Here is a 21,269-nt window from a genome sequence, read left to right on the forward strand (position 1 = left end):
CCCGTCAATCCGCCCGGGGCCGGTCCTCACGCGTCCGGCCGGGGGTCAGCACCTCGTCCAGCACCCGCAGGACCGCCTCGTACGCCATCGTCCGCACGGCGGCGTCCCGAGCGCCCTCCGGGTCGGTCGGCCGCAGCTCGTCCCGCCGCGCCCGCCAGGCCAGCTCCTGCTCCCGCGCACAGGCCCTCGCGCGGTGCATGCGGCGCAGCAGTTCGTCCGAGTCCACAACATCCGTCATGCCCTTCGCGTACCCCCGCGGGGCGCCCGGATGGCTGCTGAGCCGGACGGAGGACGGGATGTTTGGGGGTACGGCCAGAGGTCAGCCGGAAGTGACGAGGTTGCACGGCGCGCCCCGAACGGCGCGGACCGGCGCCGGGACGTCCCACCGATCAGGGAGCTGACGGATGCGTGACAGGCATACGACCCCACCTGTCGTCGAGCAGGACGGCACCCAAAGGCACCGGCGGAACCGGCCCCGCCGCCCCGCCGAGGCGCGCCGGGCCGTCGAACGCGTCGTCACCGAACGCGGCGGCGACGGCCGCGCCTCGTGCGACGCGCACGCCCTGTCGGACGCCCTGCTCGTCGCCTCGGAACTGACCACCAACGCGATCCTGCACGGTGGCGGCGTCACCGACTTCCAGGTGGACGTCGTCGGGCCCGGGCTGCGCCTGTCGGTGTGCGACCGCAGCCACGACCTGCCCGTCGCCCTGCCGCGGACCGACTCCCAGGGGCGCCGTCGTCCCGGCGGCCACGGCTGGCCCATCGTCTGCCGCCTGGCGCGGGACGTACGCGTGGCAGACCTTCCCTCGGGAGGCAAGTGCATCACCGTGGTCGTTCCGCTGTACTGAGTACTTTTCGAAAAGCGGAGTTTGTTCCCCCGGGGTGGGGGCAGTCGCAAGTTCGTGCTTCGGACCGGAGGCGCAGCAGCGGGAGCGGTATGGCCGCTTCTACCCTCCGGGTGAGGTGACCCGGACAGTGCCGTTCCCGCGGAAAGTCCCCTGAGACCACCGTTCAGGAGCGAATCCGCATGCTCATCGAAACGCCCACCACCCGTCCCACGACCCCCGAGTCCGCGAACGCCCCGTCCGGCGCGTCCGCCCGTCGGCGGCACGACGACGCCCCCGACACGATGGCCCTCTTCGCCCGGCTGGCCGGGCTGGAGGACGGCCCCGAACGTGACGCCGTCCGCGACGAGCTCGTCACCGCGTGGCTCCCCATGGCCCACCGCATCGCCGGACGGTTCCGGGACCGGGGCGAGTCCATCGAGGACCTGCGCCAGGTCGCCGCGCTCGGCCTGGTGAAGGCCATCGACCGCTTCGACCCGGAGCGAGGAGCCTTCGAGAGCTACGCCGTGCCCACCATCACCGGCGAGGTCAAGCGCCACTTCCGCGACCGGATGTGGGCGCTGCGCGTGCCCCGCCGGGTCCAGGAACTGCGCAACAAGGTGCGCGTGGCCCGGCGCGAGCTCACCCAGAGCCCGGGCAGCCCCGAACCCTCGGTGGCCGCCCTCGCCGCCCACACCGGGCTGAGCGAGGAGGAGGTCAGCGCCGGGATGGAGGCCCTGGAGAGCTTCAGCACCCTCTCGCTGGACGCCGAACTGTCGGCCGGCGACGACGGCTACAGCCTCTCGGACACCCTCGGCGAGGCGGACACCTCGTACGACACGGTGATCGACCGCGAGTCCGCCAAGGAAGGACTGCGCAGGCTGCCCGAACGCGAGCGGACCATCCTCTACATGCGCTTCTTCGAGGACATGACGCAGAGCCGTATAGCCGACTGCCTGGGCATCTCGCAGATGCACGTGTCGAGGCTCATCAGCCGCAGCTGCGCCCGGGTGCGCGACGAGGCGATGGGGCAGCGCACGGGCGGCCACCGCAAGACCACCCGCCCGGTGCGGTCCTGACGGGCCCGGGGGGCGCAGCGGTGAGTACCGAGCCCGTAGGACCGGAGAACTCAGGAGGAACGAGACGGATGCTGATGCCCCACCCCGCGGTGCTGCGCGGACTCGTCGAGGAGTACGAGGCCGCGGCGGCGCGCGAGACGGCCGACGGCACGGGCGTCCCGTGTCCCCGCACCCGGGACCTGGCCTACACGCTGTGCGTGTCGACCGGCACACGTGACGTACGGCAGGCCCTGGCGGCCGCCCGGCACCACCTGGCGGCGACGCCGGCGCGGGTCCCGGCGCCCGCCGCCGGGCCGGTCCCGGTGGACTGACCCGCGGGGACGGGCAGACACGGTGGTCCGGCCGCCCGCACACCGTCGACCGGTGTGCGGGCGGCCGGGGTGTGCGCGGGGGGTGACGGGGAATCCGCAGTCCGGGAGGGGATCGTATGAACATCGGCATGACCGCACGCACCGGCCGCGGCAAGGCCCGCAGGGCCGCGAACGGCTCGGCCGCCGAGGGGGCCGCCCGGGCGGGCTTCACCGCTCGCGGCGTCATCTACCTGCTGGTCGGCATCCTCGCCCTCCAGATCGCCTTCGGCACCGGCAAGCGCGAGGCGGATCGGGGCGGCGCCCTCGCGGAGCTGGCCGACCAGCCCTTCGGCGCCGTCCTGCTGTGGGCGCTGGGCGTCGGGCTCGCCGGCATGGCGCTGTGGCGCCTGTCGGAGGCGCTCTTCGGGGTCACCGGCAAGGACGGCCACACGGCGAAGAAGCGGCTCCCGGCCGCCGCCCGCTGCCTGTTCTACGCCTTCGTCGCCTACTCCGTCCTGGCCTTCGCGGCCGGTTCCTCCGGCGGCGGCTCCAGCGACCAGCAGTCCCGTGACGCCACCTCCAAGGTGATGGAGATGCCCGCCGGGCGGTGGCTCGTGGGCGTCGCCGGCGCCGCGATCGTCGTCGCCGGAGTGGTCATCGGCGTACAGGCCCTGCGCCGCAAGTACCACAAGAAGCTGAAGCTGGGCGCGCTCAGCCCCCGGGCCCGGCGCCTGGTCGACGTCACCGGTGTCGGCGGCGGCGTGGCCCGCGGCCTCGTCTTCGCCGCGGCCGGCGCCTTCGCCGTCCGGGCCGCCGTCGACTACCGGCCCGACCAGGCCAAGGGGCTCGACGACACCCTCCGCTCCTTCGCCGAGACCCCCCTCGGGCCCTGGCTCCTGGTCTGCGTCGCCGCGGGCCTGGTGCTGTTCGGCGTCTTCTCCTTCGCCCTCGCCCGATGGCGCCGCGTCTGAGCCGCGCCGCACGGGGAACACGGGGCGAATGAACGAACACGAGATTCCTCCGCCGGACGGACGTCCCGTGGACGTCTACCTGGACCTCCTGCGCGTCCGCATGGAGACCGACGACTACCGGCTGCTGCTCAGCGTGGTGGAACCGGTCCTCCAGGCGATCGACGAGCACCAGATGCCCACCATCGACTTCTCCCTTGACGGGGACAACGCCGAGGCGCTGCCCCAGGAGATCCGGGACGAGGCCGCCCTGGTCATCGCCACCGCCGTCACCGGACGGCTGGACAACGAGGTCGTCGAGATCGACACCGACGAGACCGGTCCCGTCCGGGTCGTCACCGACGCGGCCACCGCCTCCGACCCGGAGCGCCTCGGCGAGATAGCCGACTACCTCAAGGAACGCCACCGGCAGAACGAGGAACTGCGCGGCATCGCCGAGGCCAGCGGTCTGCCCAGCGACTTCTGACCGTCACCGCTTCGGCGCCCTGACCTCGACCCCCAGCGGCCGGGCGAGGCCCACCACGGCCTCGTCCAGGCGCTCCAGGTGCCGCAGCACCCGCCCGGTGATGCGGCCGTAGCGCGGCACGCCGGCGGCGTCCGCCTCCAGCAGCGACGCGATGCTCGGCCCGGTCTCCACCTCGGTCACGGCGTCCTCGTCGGCGATGCGGGCGGCGATCGCCTCGATGTTGCGCACCGTGCGCCGCACCGCCCCGCGCAGCCTCGGGTCGGCCGCGATGGAGGGATGGGTCGGCAGCAGCTCGGCCGTCGCCGCCAGCGACCGCGCGTGATAGGCACACGTCTCCAGCAGCGCCACCACGTACTGGGCGGTGTCGCGCCGGGCCCGCAGCGGCGTGATCGGATGGGTGAGCGGCGACGTGGCGGCCCGCAGTTCGCCCAGGGCCTGGTCCAGATCCCGCGCCGTGTCCAGCAGGTCGGCCGCCGGACCGCCGCTGAGCTGGTCCACGGCGCCCTCGGTGACGTCGGTGAGCCGCTCCAGCACCGTGCCGAGCAGTTCGTTCGTACGGCGGTCGGTGCGTATCGGCAGCACCAGGGCCGCGGCGACGATGCCGCACGCCGCGCCGAGCGCCGTCTCCTCGATCCGCAGCAGCAGCACCGAGAGGCTGTAGGTGTGCAGCAGGGTGTACAGCAGCCCGAGCATCGCGGTGACGAAGAACGACATCAGCGTGTAGGACAGCGGCGCCGTGTAGAACATCGCGAAGATCAGCAGCAGCACCAGAGCGAACGCGGTCCAGGTGTGGCCGCCCACCAGACCGGCCAGCACGATGCCGGCCACCACCCCCAGCACGGTGCCCAGCAGCCGGCGGTAGCCCTTGACCAGGATCTCCCCGGTGGACGCCGTGTTGATGAAGACGATCCAGCAGGTGAGAACCGCCCAGTACCAGCGCTGCGAGGACAGGAACTCCCCGCCGACGATGGCCAGCGAGGACCCCACCGCCACCTGCACCGCGGCCCGCGTGGTGGGCCGCCGCAGCCCCGTCGGCTCCTCCTTCGCCGCGTCCTGCTCACCGGCGTCGATGGCGGCGTCCTCGGCGTCCAGCTCCTCCCGGGAACGGGCCGTCGCCGGAGTGTCGTCCGACTCGTCCTGCGGCCCGTCCAGGGCGATCCTGAGGCCCATGACCGCGCGCGCGGTCTCACCGATGCCGCGGAACACGTCCTGCACGGCCGGTGTCGCCTCGGGCAGGTTCTCCCCGTCCCGGTAGCCCAGGAGCCGGTTGCGCAGGTGGGACAGCGCGGTGCCGCGGGCCTCGGCGGGCGGCCGCAGCACCAGCGTGCGCAGCGCCGCCAGATCGCGCCGCAGGATCTCCGTGGCCTCGCCGGGCGCCGGTGAACGCCCCACCGAGGGCGCCGGCGCGCCCGGCAGATGCAGGGTGAGGGTGTCGGCCCGCTCGGCACTGCGCGCGGTCAGCAGCAGCAGACCGAGCCGCTCGGCGGCGATCTCGGCGTCCGCGACGCGCCGCTGCACCAGACGTGCGACGGACTCGTCGGGGGTGCCGTCCTCCAGCCGGGACTGGATCATCAGGGCGGTCTCGTGCAGCCGCGCGGTGCCGTCGCGCAGGTGCTCCAGCGTCTTGTCGATCTCGTCCGGGCCGGCGTCGAGCAGGTCGATCTGCGTGGCGAGGAGCTGCGCCAGCCGGGCCCGGAAGGCCTGCCGCAGCCGCTGGAGGATGCCCGCCGGTGTCGCCGGAACCACCGCGAAGCGCACCACCGCGCTGCACGCGAACGCCACCGCGATGGCGCCCAGCAGTCCCGGCAGCACCGACGGCTTCGCGCCGACGAACAGCGAGAGGAAGTAGACCTGGAAGCCGATCAGCCCGAGGGCCGTGCCGCGGTCGCCGAACCGGCGGACGAAGACCGCGCAGAAGATCAGGACGACGAAGAAGACGTCACCGACGACGACCCACGAGGTGAGCAGCGAGCTGACCGACACCGACGCCAGGGCGACGGGCAGGCCCAGCGCCAGCGTGACGGCCTGGGCGCCCAGCTCCTTCTCCCGGATGGCGAAGGTGGCGACCATCGCCGCCATGGCACCCGCCACCAGATGGGTGACGTCCGCACCGAACGCGGCGAGCACGCCCAGAGCGAGGGCGATGGCGCCCACCGTCCGCAGCCCCGCCGTCAGCCGCAGCAGACCGGGATCGGACGCGGCGACGCGATCCCTCAGCCGTGTCCGCACCGAGCGCCCCGCTGCCCTCACGCCGCCGTACACTCTCCCGACTCGCACGCCCGACTCCCGGCCGGTTCGTGCCGAGATCCACTTCTCAGCATGACATGCCGGGGGCCGTCCCCGGCCGCCGGGTCACAGCCGCGCCCGGCCCGCCTCCCGGACGTGCTCCCGCACCTGCTCCGGCGTCAGGTACGCGTCCGTGTACTCGAAGTCCTTCAGCTTGGCCGGCTTGCGGGCCTGGAAGCCGGTGCGCACGAAGTCGTCGCCGGCGACCGCGTTGAGCGCCCAGTTCGTCGCCACCCGGGCCTTGGCCACGCCGGTGCGCAACGCCGACCAGTGGTAGCCGCGGGCCACGGCCTGGGCGGGCAGGCCCTTGAGCTCGACGCCGAGCGGCTTGGAGACCGCGTCGGCGCCGCCGAGGTCGACGACGAGACCGAGGTCCTTGTGGACGTACGGCCGCATCGGCTGGTTGCGCAGGGTGGCGATGAGGTTCTCGGCGACGTGCCGGCCCTGCCGCATCGCGTGCTGGGCCGTCGGCGGGCAGACCGCGCCCTCCTGGCCCTTGGCGAGGTCGGGCACGGCCGCGGAGTCGCCGAGCGCGAACACGCCGTCGTGGTTCGGCAGACACATCTCGGCGGTGACCGCGAGCCGCCCCCTGACCGTCTCCGCGCCGAGCGTGGCCATGAGCGGGCTCGCGACCACACCGGCGGTCCAGATCAGCGTGCGGGTCGGCACCACCCGGCCGTCGGTGAAGGTGACCTCCTCCGGCCCGGCCTTGGCGACGGAGACCCCGAGCGAGATCTCGATGCCGCGCCGCGTCAGCACCTCCTGCGCGTCCCGTCCGAGCTTCTCGCCCAGCTCGGGCATCAGCTTCGGCGCGATGTCGATCAGATGCCACTTGATCAGGCTCGGGTCGAGCCGGTTGTAGCGCTTGACGGCCGCGTGCGTCAGCCGCTGCAGACACGCCGCGGTCTCCGTCCCCGCGTAACCGCCGCCGACCACCACGAACTGCAGCCGCGACGCGCGCTCCACGGGGTCCTGGCTCGCGTCGGCCAGGTCGAGCTGCGCGATCACGTGGTCCCGGATGTACGCGGCCTCCGCCAGCGTCTTCATGCCGAACGCGTTGTCGGTCAGGCCCGGGATGTCGAAGGTACGGGTGATGCTGCCGGGGGCCAGCACGATGTAGTCGTACGGCTCGTTGACGATCTGGTCGGTGATGGTGCGCACCACGCAGACCTTGGCCTCGAGGTCCACCCCGATCGCGCCGCCCGGGATGATCCGGGTCCGGTAGCGGCTGCTGCGGCGCAGCGAGAGGGCGATCGACTGGGGCGTCAGCACGCCGGAGGCGACCTGGGGCAGCAGGGGCAGGTAGAGCTGGTAGGAGAACGGTGTCACCAGGGTGACGTCGGCTTCGTGGGGGGAGAGCCTGCGCTCCAGACGACGGACGCACTCCACGCCGGCGAAGCCTGCGCCGACCACCAGGATCCTGGGTCGTGTCACGGTGTTCATCCCTTTCTGCGGCTCCGGGCGGTGGGCCGCGAACGCCGTTCGCCTGCCCCTGGATCGCTGTTTCGCACCTCGTCGATCCCACCCCGGCGGGGCCGGTTCGGCCAGCCGGGCGCGGCAGGCAGGCGACACTCCTGATCACCACCATGCCCCGCCCGGGACCGGAGCGCACCGGGCGGGCGTGAACACCCGGGAACGCGTTCGTGGGGGAGTGGTGACGCGACCGGTCAGGACGAGCGGACGTGACACAGCAGCAGGCACACGTCGTCGTCCCGCTCGGAGTCGCTGAGCAGGGGCCGCAGGATCCCGTCCGCCGACGCCTCCAGGTCCGCCTCGAGCTCCGCCGTGCCGAACGATCCGAGCGTCTCGGCCAGCCGCGCGATCCCCGGGTCTATGCCGAGGGCGCGGCGCTCTACCAGGCCGTCGGTGTACAGCGCCAGCGTCGAACCGGGCGCCAGGCGCACCGAGTGGTCGGCGATCTCCTGCTTCAGCGGAATGCCCAGCATCGCGCCGGGTTTCTCGTCCAGCGTGCGGACCCGCCCGTCCGGGGTACGCAGCACGGGCGGCGGATGGCCGGCGGCCGCCCACGTGACGGTCGGGTCGTCGGGGTGGAAACGCGCGATGACGGCCGTGGCGAACAGGTCGGGCTGGAGGTGGTGCAGGAACGTGTGCAGCCGGGTCAGCAGCCGGCCGGGGCTGCCGCCGTCGACGGCGTAGGCGCGCAGCGCGGTGCGCAGCTGGCTCATCATCACCGCGGCGCGCAGCCCGTGCCCGGTCACGTCGCCGACCACGGTGATGACGCCGCCGTCGGGCTGCCGGAAGGCGTCGTACCAGTCACCGCCGATGTTCAGCCCGTGGGTGGCCGGCAGGTAGCGCGCGGCCAGCCCCAGCCCCGGCGGGGCCGGCAGCTCCGTCAGCAGGGCCCGCTGGAGCGTCTCGGCGATGTCGCGGTTGTGCTGGTAGCGCTGGGCGTGGTCGATGGCGGTGCTGGCCCGGCGGGTCAGCTCGACCAGCATCACGGCGTCGTCCGGGTCCCAGCGCTCGCCGGGCGGGGACAGGGTCACCACGCCCAGGGGCGCCTGCCGGGTGGACAGCGGGATGCACAGCAGGGGCCGGTCCGGGGCCAGCGCCGAGGGCGGCTGGTCGTCGACCCCGGGCAGGCCGCCCGGATCGGCGGCGGCGTACTGCGGCCGCCCGGTGCGGGCGGCGACCACGGCGGCGGCCGGATGGGCGGGGCCCGGCCGCTCGCCGTCCTGGTCGAACAGCCAGACGTCGACGCTCGCCGCGTACTCGGGCACGAGCAGTTCCGGCAGCCGCCGCACGATCTCGTGATGGTCGAGCGACGCCGTCAGCACCGCGCTCGCGTCCGCCAGGAAGGTCAGCCGGCGACGGGCGTGCTCCGCCTCCGTGCGCGCCTTGCGCTCCGCGGCGAACGCCTCCCGCTGGGCCCGCCCGGCGGCGTCCAGCTCGGCGTGCAGCGCGACGACCCCCTGGTTGGTCTGCTGCAGCTCCTCCCGGTGGAAGTCGACCAGGTTCTCCTGCTCGGTGAGCCGGTCCAGCACCAGCGCCGTGTCCTCGTCGGCGCCCAGCAGGGCCTCGGCCAGCGCGGCCGGATCCTCCACGTCCGCGTCGGCGTCCGCGGCCGGCACCGGCTCCGGGCAGGGCACCGTGACCCGCCACGGCGGCTGACCGGCGGCGGCGTCGTCGCGCGAGGGGGTCACCACGGCGTGCAGCACGGTCGCACCGGCCTCAGGCGTGGCGCGGGAGGCCGTGCCCGTCTCCAGGGTGAGCCGCCAGGTGCCGCCCTTGGTCAGGCACAGCCGCAGCTGCGTGCTGAGCGAGGCCGCCAGCCGCGTGCGCTCCAGGGGCGGCACACCGTGGGCGGCGGCCAGGCGCGCGGCGGCGACGCGCGCCCGAGCCGCGTCGGTGACGTCGGTGATCTGCCAGGTGCGGGTCATGGGCCATCCGGCGGGGTCGAGGTCAGTACGGCCACGGCGGTGTCGTCCCGCACCGGGCGCGCCGGACTGCTGGCGTCCCGTACCGTCACGGCGGCCGTCACCGCCGGGTCGGTCGTCGTGCGGCAGGTGTCGGAGGTCGGGGTCCAGCGGCTCGGCAGGCCGTCGCTGTGCAGCACCAGCACCCGGTCGTCCGCCCAGGTGGCCTCCTCCTCGCGCAGGGTGGCGGGCCGGTGGGTGCCGACGATGCCGGGCCGGGACACCAGGTGCCGCCAGGTGCCGTCCGCGCACAGCCGCGCCCCGATGTTGCCGATGCCGGCGAACCTGAGCGTTCCGGCGCCCGCGTCGACCTGGGCCAGGGCGACGGCCGCGCCACGGGTGCCGGCCAGTGCCGAGTCCAGCCGCCGCAGCGCGTCGGCTGGCGCGAGGTGGGCCGCGCCGCGCAGCGCCTCGACGGCGGCACCCGAGGCGCGGGCCGCCTCCGGGCCGTGGCCCAGCCCGTCGGCCAGCATCAGCGTGACCCGGTCCCCGGACCGGACCCAGGCCCATGCGTCGCCCGAGTACTCCGCGCCGCCGAACGGGACGTTCACGGCGCCGGCCCGCAGCCGGGCCGCCGGGCCGGGCGCACCCGCGGGGCGGTCGGCCACGGCGCCGACCCGGGCGACCACCACGGTGCCCCGGCCCGGGACGCTGTGCAGGTCGAAGCCGTCGGCGAGGCGGGCGCAGGTGCCGAGCCCCGCGCCCAGGGAGTCCGAGGTGGTGAAGCCGTCGCGCAGGGCGGCATCGACGTCGGCGATGCCGGGACCGTGGTCGAGCGTGGTGATCTGCACCAGCGTGCGCTCCTCCCGCGCGGACGCGAGCACGGGCGGCGTGACGACGTCGATGAGCACCTGGCCGCCGCCGGCGTGCTTGAGCAGGTTGGTGGCCAGCTCGGTCGCCACCAGCGAGGCGGTGGCGGTGCGCTGCTCGTCCAGCCCGGCCAGGGCCGACGCGTGCTCCGCCGCCACCCGGGCGTCGCGCACCCGGGTGGAGTCGTGCACCGGAACGTCCCACACGCGCGGCATCAGGACTCCTCACGCGGGCGGGGAGCCCGGCCGACCCAGGAGGTCACCCGCACCGTGGTGCCCGCCCCCGGGCTGCTCTCGATGGCGAAGTCGTGCACGAGGCGCCGGGCGCCGCCCAGCCCCATGCCGAGCCCGCCGCCCGAGGTGAAGCCGTCGCTGAGCGCCTGCTCCAGGTCCGCGATGCCCGGCCCCTCGTCGCTGAAGGTCAGCCGCAGCCCCTGGACGCCACGCTCGGTGACGGGCTCCGTCTCCATCGTGCCGCCGCCGCCGTACACGAGTGTGTTGCGGGCCAGTTCACTGGCCGCCGTGACCAGTTTCGTCTGATCCACCAGGCCGAAGCCCAGCTGGGCGGCCGCCTGCCGCACGTGCTGACGTACCCACACCAGATCCATGTCCGAACGGATCGGCAGGCGGGCCTGGGCGCCCGCGGCAGTGTGCATCACGGACTCTCCTGGCGCAGGCCGCCGTAGCGGTACGACGGGGCGTGCCCCGTAAGCAGTTCCATGGCCACCTCGGTGCTGAGCGCGGTGTGCACCCTGGGCAGCGTGAGGCCCAGTTCCACCAGGGTGATGGCGACCGCCGGCCGCATGCCGACGACCACGGTCCGCGCCGCCAGCAACTCGGTCTGCCCGGCGATCTCCGCCAGTACCCGGCCGAGGAAGCTGTCGACGATCTCCACGCCGGAGATGTCGATGACCACGCCCGTGGCCCCGCTGCGGGAGATGGTCTCGGCGAGGTCCTGCTGCAGTTGCTGCGCCGTGCTGTCGTGCAGGTCGCCCTGAAGGGTGACCAGCAGGATCTCGCCGAGCCGGAGGACCGGTACATGACCTGTCACGGGACCCCCGTGGGGCCCCGGGAACGCCTCGCTCACCGGGTGACCGCGCCGTTCGAGCCGGGGTTCACGATCCCGACGCCGAGCTGGTGCAGCACGTACCCCAGCGCGTCGGCGAGGCTCGCCCGGGTGACCACGGTGCCCAGGTCCAGACCGAGGTGGACCATGGTCTGGGCGATCGCGGGACGGATGCCGGAGACGATGCACTCGGCGCCCATCAGCCGGGCCGCCGCGACCGTCTTCATCAGGTGCTGGGCCACCAGCGAGTCGACGGTCGGGACCCCGGTGATGTCCAGGATCGCGTAGCGCGCCTGCTGCTCCACGATCGACTCCAGCAGCGTCTCCATGACGACCTGGCTGCGGGCGCTGTCCAGCGTGCCGATCAGCGGCACGGCCACGATGCCGTCCCACAGCTTGATGACGGGGGTGGCCACCTCCAGCAGCTGCAGGCGCTGGCGGTCGATGAGCGCCTGCCCCTCGCTGAGCGCCGTCTGCATGACCACGACCCGCAGGGTACCCATCAGCACACTCAGCGTGGTGACACAGTCACGCGCCTGGTCGGCCGGGAGGTCGTCCGGCAGGTCGGACAGCAGCAGGTTCTCCACGGGCGGGCGCAGCGCGGCCAGCTCGCCCGACACCTGGGCGGTGCTCAGGCCCGCCCGGGAGCGCGCCGCTCCCATGCGCGCCAACTGCTCGCGCACCGTCGTGAATCCGGCGGCGTCCGGGTCCTCCACGCGCCCCGCGTCGGCGACTTGGGCCAGCGCGTCCACCACGGCCTTGCCTGCCTCGACCGCCTCGTCCCGCGAGACGGTGAACACGGCACGGAACAAGGGCTCGTCCGCCCAGCGCTGGGCGATCTGCTCACGGCGCCGCCGGAGAAAGTCCCTGACCTCGTTCGTCGGCGATCCCGCTGTTCCCTCCGCCAGTTCCGGCACCTGTTCCACTCCTCATCCGCGTAGCGCCGCGCACCCGCCAGGAGGCAGCGTGGCGGCGACGTGACTCTGCCGGGCGACAACTGTAACCACCCGCCGACCTCGTACGACACCTGCTCCCGCGCGAACGGTCCGGATGAGCGCCGGTGAGGAGCGGGAACTCAGATTTCCGGTACCTGCGGCCCCTCCGGCTCGGCGTCGACGCGGGCCAGTGCCTCCTCGACGCTCTCGGAGACCGGCACCGTGATGCTCACGCCCGTCAGGTCCAGGACGCGCCGTACCGCGGGGGTGGGCGAGATGATGTGCACACTGCCCGGCAGCTTCCGGGCTTCCTGGTAGACCCTCAGGATGATGTTCATGCCGGAGGAGTCCATGAACGGAACCTGTGACAAGTCCAACAGGAAGTGCCACCGGCCGTGGTGGAGCTGGTTGGCCAGATGGTGCTGGAACTCGGTCGCGGTGTCGACGTCCAGGTAGCCCTCCACCTTCAGCAGCGCGACCTCCTCCCGCTCCAGCGTCACCTCGACGGACAGCGGGTTCTGGGCTATGGGCACGTGTACCTCCAACAACGATGCGACCGGTGCGGTGGCGCGTCATGTCCCTCCGCGCCCGGCGGTTACCCCCGATTCCGTCCGTCACACCTGCCCGTCCCAGAACCCCCGCGGCGCCGCGTCGCGCCACCTCACCCGACCCTTATGCCGACGAGACACGTGTCGTCGTCCGTGTCCGACCTGCTGTAGGTGAGCAGGCGGTCCAGGTGCTGGTCCAGGGTGTTCGGCGCCGGACGGACGGTGCCCAGCAGCTGGGTCAGCGACTCCTCCACCGAGCGGTCGCGGCGTTCGATCAGGCCGTCGGTGTACATCAGCAGCGTGTCCCCGGCGGCCAGCTGCACCTCGGTCTCCTCGTACGCCGCCTCCTCCACGGCACCCAGCAGCAGGCCCCGGACCAGCGGCAGCGGTTTCGCCTCGGGACCACGCACCAGCACCGGCGGCAGATGGCCCGCCCTGGCCCAGCGCAGCGTGCGCCGGACCGGGTCGTACAGGCCGCACACGGCGGTGGCGGTGACCCCGCCCGTCAGGTGGTGCACGACGATGTTGAGCCAGGACAGCAGCTGCCCCGGCCCGGCGCCGGTCACCGCCAGACCGCGCAGCGCGTTGCGCAGGACCACCATGCTGGTCGCGGCCTCTATGCCGTGCCCCGCCACGTCCCCGACGCACAGCAGCACCCGCCCGTTCGGCAGCATCACGGCGTCGTACCAGTCGCCGCCCACCAGCTGCTCCGTCTCCGCCGGCCGGTACCGGACGGCGACCTGGAGGTCCGGCACCTTCAGCGGGGACTGGGCCGGCGGCATGATGGCGTGCTGCAGCTGCAGGGTCAGCCGGTTGCGCTCGATGGCCTGCTGCTCGCTGTGCGCCAGCTGGTCGCGCGTCGCCGCGAGCGCCACCTCGGTCCAGTGCTGGGCCGAGATGTCCTGGTAAGCACCCCGTACGACGAGCAGACGGTCGTCGGTGTCCAGGACCGGCTCGGCCACCGCCCGCACGTGCCGGGTCACCCCGTCCGGCCGCTGCAGCCGGAACGCCGCCGAGGCGGGCCGCCGGTGGTGCAGCAGGGTGCGCAGGAACCGGCCGATGGTGACGGCGTCGTCCGGGTGGGCGTGCGCGGCCAGGTCCTCCAGCGGTACCGGCGTGCTGGTCTGCGGGCGCCCGTACAGGTCGAACAGCTGGCCGTTCCAGGTGATCTCGCCGGTCAGCAGGTTCTCCTCGAAGCCGCCGATGCGGCCGAGGCGCTGGGCGTGCTGGAGCAGGCTGGCCAGCCGCGCCGTCTCGTCCTCGATGCGCCAGATGAGCAGGACGGCGTTGCCGTGCCGGCTGACGCTGATGTCCGCCACCGCCGACAGCGGCACCTGATCCACCAGGGCGGTCAGGTTCATGCGCCGGGCCCGGAACGGCTCGCCCGTGGCGTACACCCGCTCCACGTTCTGGAACAGCTCGCTCTCCCCGGCGGCCATCGGGTAGGCCTCCAGCAGCAGCGCCCCGCCCACGACGGCACGCGGCCGGCCGGCGGGGTCCAGGAAGCTCTCGTTCACGTGCTGGATCCGGAAGTCCGCCAGGTTCCCCGACGCGTCCAGATGCGGCACGAGGACCAGGGCGGGGTCGTACAGCCCGTCGGCCAGGTCCATCAGCTCCACCGCGTCCGGCATGACCCGGGGCTCCTGCCCGGTGCCGGGCGGCGGCGTGTACGACTCCAGCGTGTGCGCGCACAGCTCCGCCAGGGCCTCCACCTGGCGGACCACCTGGGGCGGCTGCGGGGGCAGCGGCATCGGCCAGACGATCTCCAGCACGCCGTGCAGACGGCCCCCGGTCCCGGCGGGCACGGCGACCCGGCCGCCGTCCGGGTACTGGTGCCGGCCGACGCTGGGCAGGCCCGTCCCGGCCAGGGAGGTGAACCACTGGCCCGCGCGCTCGGTCAGCCCGCGCCGGGCCACCGTCGCCACGTCCGGCGGCACGTACCGCCAGCGAGTCGCCTCGGCCGCGGACAGGCCCGCGCTGCCGGCCAGCGTGAGCGATCCGTCGTACCCCGCCGCCCAGATCGCCACCGCGACCGCGCCGAGCGGGCGCAGCGCCTGCTCCAGCAGGGCGTCGGCGACGGCCTGGGTGTCGTCCGCCGCCAGGGCGCCGCTCTCGGCGGCCCGCAGCCGCACGGCGGCCGACCCGGCCCCCGCGTCCCCGCTCTCCGCTCCCTCCGCGTCCTCCTCCGCCGGCGCGGTCTGCACGGCGGCGGTGGCCGCCAGGAAGGCGTCCGTCACCTCCGACATCCGGTCCCGGGCGGCCTGGTTGATGACGTCGACCGCGAACTCCAGCGGCGTCACCTGGGACTGCTCGGCCAGCTCGGCCAGCTGCCGGGCGGCCTGCGCCGGGCCGCACCCGAGCCGCGCCACCAGGATGCCCTTGGCGAGCTCGATCAGTGCCCGGCCCTCGGCCTCCGCCTGGGCTGCCCGGACCTCGCTGCTGAGCCGGTCCACGGTGGCCGCCAGCCTGCCCACGGGCGACAGCGGGGTCATCGCGCGCAGGCCGGAGGCCGGCCCGTCGGCCGCGCTCGACCGCGGTGGCCCGGACGCCGGGGGCGGCGTGGCGGACCCGGCCGGCGGGGTGCCGCCGACCGGTCCGCCGGGCTGTTCGGACATGGTCACGATGGAGACGCTCCTCCTCTGGAGACCGTCACGGGGCGTGGCGCGGGGCGCCGTGCACCGTCCGGACCGTCGGTGCGGGGGACGGGGACCGGCGCGCTCATGCGGGCAGCCACCGTCGGACGCAGGCGATGAGGTCCTGGGTGTCGACGGGCTTGGTGACGTAGTCGCTGGCGCCCGAGGCGAGGCTCTTCTCCCGGTCGCCGGGCATCGCCTTCGCCGTCACCGCGATGATCGGCAGCTCGGCGTACTCGGGCATCCGGCGGATCTCGGCCGTCGCCGTGTAGCCGTCCATCTCCGGCATCATCACGTCCATCAGGACCAGCGCGACCTCCGGGTGGTTCACCAGCGTCTCGATGCCCCGGCGTCCGTTCTCCGCGTGCAGGACCCGGAAACCGTGCAGTTCCAGGATGCCGCTGAGGGCGAACAGGTTGCGCGCGTCGTCGTCGACGACGAGGACGGTCCGCCCGGACGGCGAGGCGTCGGCCGACGGCGCCTCCAGGTGCTGCGGCTCCTCGGGACGGACCAGGGAGAGCACGTCCCCCGGCTCCTCCGCGGCCAGGTGCAGGGCGATGCGCTCGCGCAGTTCGTCGAGGCTGGAGAGGAACTCCAGCGCCCCGCCCCGCGCGCCCGTGCGCAGGCTCTCCTCCAGGGCCGCGTCCGCGCGGTGACCGCTGTGCACGAGCACCGGCACGCTCGCCAGCGCCGAGTCGCCGCGCAGCGCCTCCAGGAAGCGGGACGCCTCCGCGTCGGGCATGCCCAGCTCCAGCACGACGCAGTGGCAGGACTCGGCGGCCAGCGCGCCGGCGGCCTCCTGCGCGCCCACGGCCGTGATCACGTCGAGCGGGGGCCGGCCGCCCGCGTCGTCCCGCCCGTGCGTCAGGTCGGCGATCACACTCTCGGCGACGAGGGTGAGCAGACCCCGCGGCCGCTCCTCGACGACGAGCAGCCGTCTCGGGCGCTGCCGGTGGCCGCTCGCGAGCTCGGGCACCGGCGCCTGCCGGGCGAGCACGTCGGCGGCCGACTCGGCGGGGACGCGCTCGGGACCCCGGGCCAGCAGCTCCTCGAAGTCGGGCCGGGCCACCGGCAGGTACAGCGTGAAGGTGCTGCCCCGGTCGGGCGTGCTGTCCACGGTGACCGCGCCGCCGAGCAACTGGGCGATCTCCCGGGTGATGGACAGACCGAGCCCGGTGCCGCCGTACTTGCGGCTCGTCGTGCCGTCCGCCTGCTGGAACGCGCCGAAGATCGACTCCAGGTTCTGCTCGTGGATGCCGATGCCCGTGTCCTTCACCCGGAAGGCCACCACGGCGGCGCCCCGGAGCACGCCGGCGGGCACCTCGTCGTCGGACGCCGGTTCGACGGACAGCTCCACCCCGCCGCGCTCGGTGAACTTCACCGCGTTCGACAGCAGGTTGCGCAGCACCTGACGCAGCCGTGAGTCGTCGGTCAGCAGGTCCGCCGGCGCTCCCGCGGCCGTGGCCACCGTGAACTCCAGGCCCTTCTGCGTCGTCATGGGCCGGAAGGTCGCCTCGACGTACTCGATGAGCTGCCGCAGCGTCACCCGCTCCGGGGAGACGTCCATCTTCCCCGCCTCGACCTTCGACAGGTCCAGGATGTCGTTGATCAGCTGGAGCAGGTCCGAGCCCGCGGAGTGGATGATGCCCGCGTACTCGACCTGCTTCGGGGTGAGGTTGCGCGAGGGGTTCTGGGCGAGCAGCTGGGCGAGGATCAGCAGGCTGTTGAGCGGGGTGCGCAGCTCGTGGCTCATGTTGGCCAGGAACTCCGACTTGTACTTCGAGGCCAGCGACAGCTGCTGGGCACGCGCCTCCAGCTCCTGCCGCGCCTGCTCGATCTGCAGGTTCTTCGCCTCGATGTCCCGGTTCTGCGTCGCCAGCAGGGACGCCTTGTCCTCCAGTTCGGCGTTGGAGCGCTGCAGCTCCTCCTGCTGCACCTGCAGCTCCGCCGAGCGGGCCTGCAGCTCGGCGGTCAGGCGCTGCGACTCGGCCAGCAGCTCGTCGGTACGGGCGTTGGCCACGATCGTGTTGACGTTCACGCCGATCGTCTCGATCAGCATCTCCAGGAAGTCCCGGTGGACCTGCGTGAACGGCGAGACGGACGCCAGCTCGATCACGCCGAGGACCTGCCCCTCGACCACGATGGGCACCAGCACCAGCGCGGTCGGCACCACCTCGCCGAGCCCGGAGGAGATCGTCACGTAGCCCGGCGGCAGCTCGTCCACCGCGATGGTGCGCCGGCTGCGCGCGGCCTGGCCGACCAGGGTGCGGCCGAAGGCGATGCGGGTGGGCCGGGACGCCTCCTCGGGATAGCCGTAGGAGCCCACGAGCCGCAGCTCGGGCCCGTCGTCGCCGTCCTCGGCCAGATAGAACGCGCCGTACTGCGCCGACACCAGCGGCACCAGCTCGTCCATGATCAGCTCGGCGACCACGGGCAGGTCCCGGTGCCCCTGCATCAGGCCGGAGATGCGGGCGAGGTTGGTCTTGAGCCAGTCCTGCTCCTGGTTGGCCCGGGTGGTCTCGCGCAGGGACTCCACCATCGAGTTGATGTTGTCCTTGAGCTCGGCGACCTCGCCGGAGGCCTCCACGTTGATCGACCGGGTCAGGTCCCCCTCGGCGACGGCGGAGGTCACCTCGGCGATCGCGCGGACCTGACGGGTGAGGTTGCCGGCCAGCTCGTTGACGTTCTCCGTCAGGCGCTTCCAGGTGCCGGAGACCCCCTCCACCTCGGCCTGGCCGCCGAGCCGGCCCTCGGTGCCGACCTCGCGGGCGACGCGGGTCACCTCGTCGGCGAAGGCGGAGAGCTGGTCGACCATCGTGTTGATCGTCGTCTTCAGCTCCAGGATCTCGCCGCGCGCGTCGACGTCGATCTTCTTCGACAGGTCGCCCCGGGCCACCGCGGTCGTCACCAGCGCGATGTTGCGCACCTGGCCGGTGAGGTTGTTGGCCATGGAGTTGACGTTGTCGGTGAGGTCCTTCCAGGTGCCGGCGACGTTCGGCACGTGCGCCTGGCCGCCGAGGCGTCCCTCGGTGCCGACCTCGCGGGCCACGCGGGTCACCTCGTCGGCGAACGCCGAGAGCGTGTCGACCATGGTGTTGATCACGTCGGCCAGCGCTGCGACCTCGCCCTTGGCCTCGACGGTGATCCGCTGCGACAGGTCGCCCCTGGCCACGGCGGTGGCGACCTGGGTGATGGAGCGGACCTGGCCGGTGAGGTTGTTGGCCATGGAGTTGACGTTGTCCGTCAGGTCCTTCCAGGTACCCGACACACCGCGCACCTGGGCGCGCCCGCCCAGGTTGCCCTCGGTGCCGACCTCGCGGGCGACGCGGGTGACCTCGTCGGCGAAGGCGGAGAGCTGGTCGACCATCGTGTTGATGGTGTTCTTGAGTTCGAGGATCTCGCCGCGGGCGTCCACGGTGATCTTCTGCGACAGGTCGCCCTTGGCCACGGCGGTGGCGACCTGCGCGACGTTGCGGACCTGACTGGTCAGGTTGCCCGCCATGAAGTTCACCGAGTCGGTGAGGTCGCGCCAGGTGCCCTTGACGCCCTGGACGTCGGCCTGGCCGCCGAGCCGGCCGTCGGTGCCGACCTCGCGGGCGACGCGGGTGACCTCGTCGGCGAAGGCGGAGAGCTGGTCGACCATCGTGTTGATGGTGTTCTTGAGTTCGAGGATCTCGCCGCGCGCGTCGACGTCGATCTTCTGCGACAGGTCGCCCTTGGCCACCGCCGTGGCGACCTGGGCGATGTCCCGCACCTGCGTGGTGAGGTTCCCCGCCATGGCGTTGACCGAGTCCGTCAGGTCCGCCCAGGTGCCCGAGACACCCGGCACCTTCGCCTGACCGCCCAGCGTCCCCTCCGTGCCGACCTCGCGGGCCACCCGGGTGACCTCGGAGGTGAACACGGACAACTGGTCCACCATGCCGTTGAAGACCTTGGCGATGTCGCCCATCAGGCCGTCCGCCTCGTCCGGCAGACGGGTGCCGAAGTCCCCGTCCCGTACGGCCGTCAGGCCGGCCAGGAGACGACGCAGCTCCTGATCCCCCGGACCCGTGTCCACGGTCCCGGTGCTGTCGCTGGTCATGTGCGCCCTCGTTCCGCTCCCCAGGAGCCCTCGGAGCGAGGACTCTGAACCCCCTCCGGACCGCTCGGGACGGTCCGGCCTCTTGTGCGTGCATTTCCGCAGTTCACGGATCTGCCCCAGGAGAAAAATACGCCAGAGGCTAACCCAGGTCTCCGGCACGGACAAAGGCGGGACCCGACCCGGTGCACCGAAGCCCTCGAACGGGTCCCGACGCGCATGGAGGTGCCGCAGAGGGGTACCCGGCGCGATTTTCCCCCGATCATCGGCCCGAGGAGCCGAATGCGGCGGCCCGGGCCGGGTATCCGGTGTGTGGAGCCGGCCCGGCCCGCAGCCGCCCGGCCACCACAGTCGTCAGCCACACGGGAGGGATGGGACAGCGTGCCGATGGAGAGCATCTGGTCGTACGCGGCGCACAGCGGTCACGTGGAGGGACAGGACCTGACGGGCTGCACCGTGGTCGCCGAGGACGGCACCATCGGACACGTGGACCGGCAGGCCGAGCACTTCGGCATGCGGCATCTGGTCGTCGACACCGGCGTCTGGGTCTTCGGCCGCAGCGTGCTGGTGCCGGTCGGTGTCGTCAGGGGCGTCGACCTCGAGGCCCGTACCGTCACCGTGTCCTGCACCAGGGCAGAGGTGAAGGCCGCGCCCCGGTTCCGGACCGACAGCGAGACGATGGACCGCGCGTACCTGGCGTCCGTCGGCGACTACTACCATCGGCTGCCGCCGCGGGAGACCTCCGCGGACTGACTTGGAGCCGAACGACAGCACGGCGACCACCAGGGACACCACTGACATGGACGAAACCGAGGGGATCATCGCGGCCTCGACCGGCGCGGCGCCCGGCGCTCCGGCTCCGACCTCCGTGACCAGCGCGGCGACGGCACGCGCGTACGCCGAATCGGTGGCGCGCGCGCAGTGGGGGGCGGGTCGCGGCGTGCGGGAGGAGGACGTCGTCGACCTGCTCCTGGTGGTCTCCGAGCTGGTCACCAACGCGATCCGGCACGGTGACGGGCTGGCCGGCTTCGAGGTCCGGCCCACGGACGAGGGGCTCTGGATCGCCGTCCACGACCACAGCCCGGTGGTGCCCCGGGCCGCGTACACGTTCCCCACCCGGCACCGCGGCAGCGGCTACGGCTGGCCCCTCGTCGCCCGCCTGGCCCGCAACATCGCCGTCGAGCGGCGCCCGGAGGGCGGCAAGACGATCAGCGTGCTGGTGCCGCTGCGCGACGCCGAGACCCGCTGAGCGCGGCACCAGGGCAGGCGGCGGTCACCAGGGCAGGAAGACATGGATGTCCTTGCCCCGCTGGCCCGTGACGACGCTCACCTGGTCGGACAGCGTGTGGATCAGGTGCCAGCCGATGCCGCCGCCGCCGTTGCTGGGGTGGAAGGGGCGCGGCGCGGGCTCCGTGGTGCTGGTGTCGTGCATCACCACGTGCACGCCGTCGAAGGTACGCCGCAGCCGTAGCTGGAAGGGCCCCGGGGCGTACTGCACGGCGTTCGCCGCCAGTTCCGTGACGACGAGCAGGATGTCGTCCCAGTGCTCGGGCGCCGAGGGCGGTGCCGCCCGCGCCAGGTCGTAGAGGAACTCCTCCGCGACCAGGCGTGCCCCGGTCACGTTGTGCAGCTCCCCGGTGAAGCTGGCCGTGCGGTTCGTGATCTCCTCGGAAGCCAGTGTCCTGTCCCAACGCGGCTCGGCTGCCATCTCGCCTTCCCGGCCCGGCACCGGCCGGGCGTCGTCCTCTCTTCGCATTCCCTTCGTTTGTTAGTTCCCGTGCCGGCCGAGCCTACGCGCGTCGTTGTGCGGCGCCCGGGGACAGCCGGACGCGGGGCGGAACACGAGGGCAGGC

The 21,269-nt window shown here is 73.2% G+C and carries 19 protein-coding genes; 7 read left to right on the forward strand and 12 right to left on the reverse strand.

The window, feature by feature from the left end:
* Window positions 1-4: 4 nt before the first annotated feature.
* Window positions 5-238 carry a hypothetical protein gene (locus ACFIF2_RS29960; RefSeq protein WP_395576378.1) on the reverse strand — a complete coding sequence of 78 codons (234 nt, stop codon included), beginning with the start codon at window positions 236-238 and terminating at the stop codon, window positions 5-7.
* A gap of 166 nt (window positions 239-404) precedes the next feature.
* Between ACFIF2_RS29960 and ACFIF2_RS29965 the strand changes: the two genes are divergently transcribed.
* The 5 genes from ACFIF2_RS29965 (at window position 405) to ACFIF2_RS29985 (ending at window position 3,627) form a co-directional block, all read left to right on the forward strand.
* Window positions 405-848 (forward strand): ATP-binding protein, encoded by a 444-nt coding sequence (locus ACFIF2_RS29965; protein WP_395576379.1) that lies wholly within the window; start codon window positions 405-407, stop codon window positions 846-848.
* 179 nt (window positions 849-1,027) lie between these two features.
* Window positions 1,028-1,903, forward strand: a complete 876-nt coding sequence (locus ACFIF2_RS29970; RefSeq protein WP_395576380.1) for a SigB/SigF/SigG family RNA polymerase sigma factor — start codon at window positions 1,028-1,030, stop codon at window positions 1,901-1,903.
* Window positions 1,904-1,971: 68 nt separating this feature from the next.
* The gene (locus ACFIF2_RS29975; protein ID WP_395576381.1) at window positions 1,972-2,214 is read left to right on the forward strand and encodes a DUF5133 domain-containing protein; all 243 of its coding nucleotides are present in this window, start codon (window positions 1,972-1,974) and stop codon (window positions 2,212-2,214) included.
* 128 nt (window positions 2,215-2,342) lie between these two features.
* On the forward strand, window positions 2,343-3,164 hold the full coding sequence (locus tag ACFIF2_RS29980) for a DUF1206 domain-containing protein (RefSeq protein WP_395576382.1): 822 nt from the start codon (window positions 2,343-2,345) through the stop codon (window positions 3,162-3,164).
* A 28-nt stretch (window positions 3,165-3,192) separates the two neighbouring features.
* On the forward strand, window positions 3,193-3,627 hold the full coding sequence (locus tag ACFIF2_RS29985; RefSeq protein ID WP_395576383.1) for a hypothetical protein: 435 nt from the start codon (window positions 3,193-3,195) through the stop codon (window positions 3,625-3,627).
* Window positions 3,628-3,630: 3 nt separating this feature from the next.
* Here ACFIF2_RS29985 and ACFIF2_RS29990 read toward each other — a convergent pair whose 3' ends face one another.
* From ACFIF2_RS29990 to ACFIF2_RS30035, 10 genes are all read right to left on the reverse strand, one after another.
* Window positions 3,631-5,877 carry an FUSC family protein gene (locus ACFIF2_RS29990; protein WP_395576384.1) on the reverse strand — a complete coding sequence of 749 codons (2,247 nt, stop codon included), beginning with the start codon at window positions 5,875-5,877 and terminating at the stop codon, window positions 3,631-3,633.
* A gap of 102 nt (window positions 5,878-5,979) precedes the next feature.
* Window positions 5,980-7,356, reverse strand: a complete 1,377-nt coding sequence (locus tag ACFIF2_RS29995; RefSeq protein WP_395576385.1) for an NAD(P)/FAD-dependent oxidoreductase — start codon at window positions 7,354-7,356, stop codon at window positions 5,980-5,982.
* Window positions 7,357-7,580: 224 nt separating this feature from the next.
* On the reverse strand, window positions 7,581-9,311 hold the full coding sequence (locus ACFIF2_RS30000; protein ID WP_395576386.1) for a PP2C family protein-serine/threonine phosphatase: 1,731 nt from the start codon (window positions 9,309-9,311) through the stop codon (window positions 7,581-7,583).
* Window positions 9,308-10,372 (reverse strand): SpoIIE family protein phosphatase, encoded by a 1,065-nt coding sequence (locus ACFIF2_RS30005; protein ID WP_395576387.1) that lies wholly within the window; start codon window positions 10,370-10,372, stop codon window positions 9,308-9,310. Before ACFIF2_RS30005 ends, ACFIF2_RS30000 begins: the two co-directional genes overlap by 4 nt.
* On the reverse strand, window positions 10,372-10,812 hold the full coding sequence (locus ACFIF2_RS30010) for an anti-sigma regulatory factor (protein ID WP_395576388.1): 441 nt from the start codon (window positions 10,810-10,812) through the stop codon (window positions 10,372-10,374). The genes ACFIF2_RS30005 and ACFIF2_RS30010 overlap by 1 nt, the downstream gene beginning before the upstream one ends.
* Window positions 10,812-11,243, reverse strand: a complete 432-nt coding sequence (locus tag ACFIF2_RS30015; RefSeq protein ID WP_395576389.1) for an STAS domain-containing protein — start codon at window positions 11,241-11,243, stop codon at window positions 10,812-10,814. The genes ACFIF2_RS30010 and ACFIF2_RS30015 overlap by 1 nt, the downstream gene beginning before the upstream one ends.
* On the reverse strand, window positions 11,240-12,139 hold the full coding sequence (locus ACFIF2_RS30020) for an STAS domain-containing protein (protein ID WP_395576390.1): 900 nt from the start codon (window positions 12,137-12,139) through the stop codon (window positions 11,240-11,242). The genes ACFIF2_RS30015 and ACFIF2_RS30020 overlap by 4 nt, the downstream gene beginning before the upstream one ends.
* Before the next feature lie 158 nt (window positions 12,140-12,297).
* The gene (locus ACFIF2_RS30025) at window positions 12,298-12,690 is read right to left on the reverse strand and encodes an STAS domain-containing protein (protein ID WP_395576391.1); all 393 of its coding nucleotides are present in this window, start codon (window positions 12,688-12,690) and stop codon (window positions 12,298-12,300) included.
* Between the two features lie 128 nt (window positions 12,691-12,818).
* Complete coding sequence (locus tag ACFIF2_RS30030; protein ID WP_395576405.1) at window positions 12,819-15,320, reverse strand: SpoIIE family protein phosphatase; 2,502 nt, start codon at window positions 15,318-15,320, stop codon at window positions 12,819-12,821.
* A 103-nt stretch (window positions 15,321-15,423) separates the two neighbouring features.
* Window positions 15,424-19,419, reverse strand: a complete 3,996-nt coding sequence (locus ACFIF2_RS30035; protein ID WP_395576392.1) for a HAMP domain-containing protein — start codon at window positions 19,417-19,419, stop codon at window positions 15,424-15,426.
* A gap of 384 nt (window positions 19,420-19,803) precedes the next feature.
* Between ACFIF2_RS30035 and ACFIF2_RS30040 the strand changes: the two genes are divergently transcribed.
* On the forward strand, window positions 19,804-20,169 hold the full coding sequence (locus ACFIF2_RS30040; protein ID WP_395576406.1) for a PRC-barrel domain-containing protein: 366 nt from the start codon (window positions 19,804-19,806) through the stop codon (window positions 20,167-20,169).
* A 46-nt stretch (window positions 20,170-20,215) separates the two neighbouring features.
* On the forward strand, window positions 20,216-20,665 hold the full coding sequence (locus tag ACFIF2_RS30045) for an ATP-binding protein (protein ID WP_395576393.1): 450 nt from the start codon (window positions 20,216-20,218) through the stop codon (window positions 20,663-20,665).
* Between the two features lie 24 nt (window positions 20,666-20,689).
* Here ACFIF2_RS30045 and ACFIF2_RS30050 read toward each other — a convergent pair whose 3' ends face one another.
* A complete protein-coding gene (locus ACFIF2_RS30050; RefSeq protein WP_395576394.1) occupies window positions 20,690-21,124 on the reverse strand; it encodes an ATP-binding protein in 435 nt (144 codons plus the stop codon).
* Between the last annotated feature and the right edge of the window lie 145 nt (window positions 21,125-21,269).

Source organism: Streptomyces sp. BK79 (assembly GCF_044142145.1).
Classification (GTDB): Bacteria; Actinomycetota; Actinomycetes; order Streptomycetales; family Streptomycetaceae; genus Streptomyces.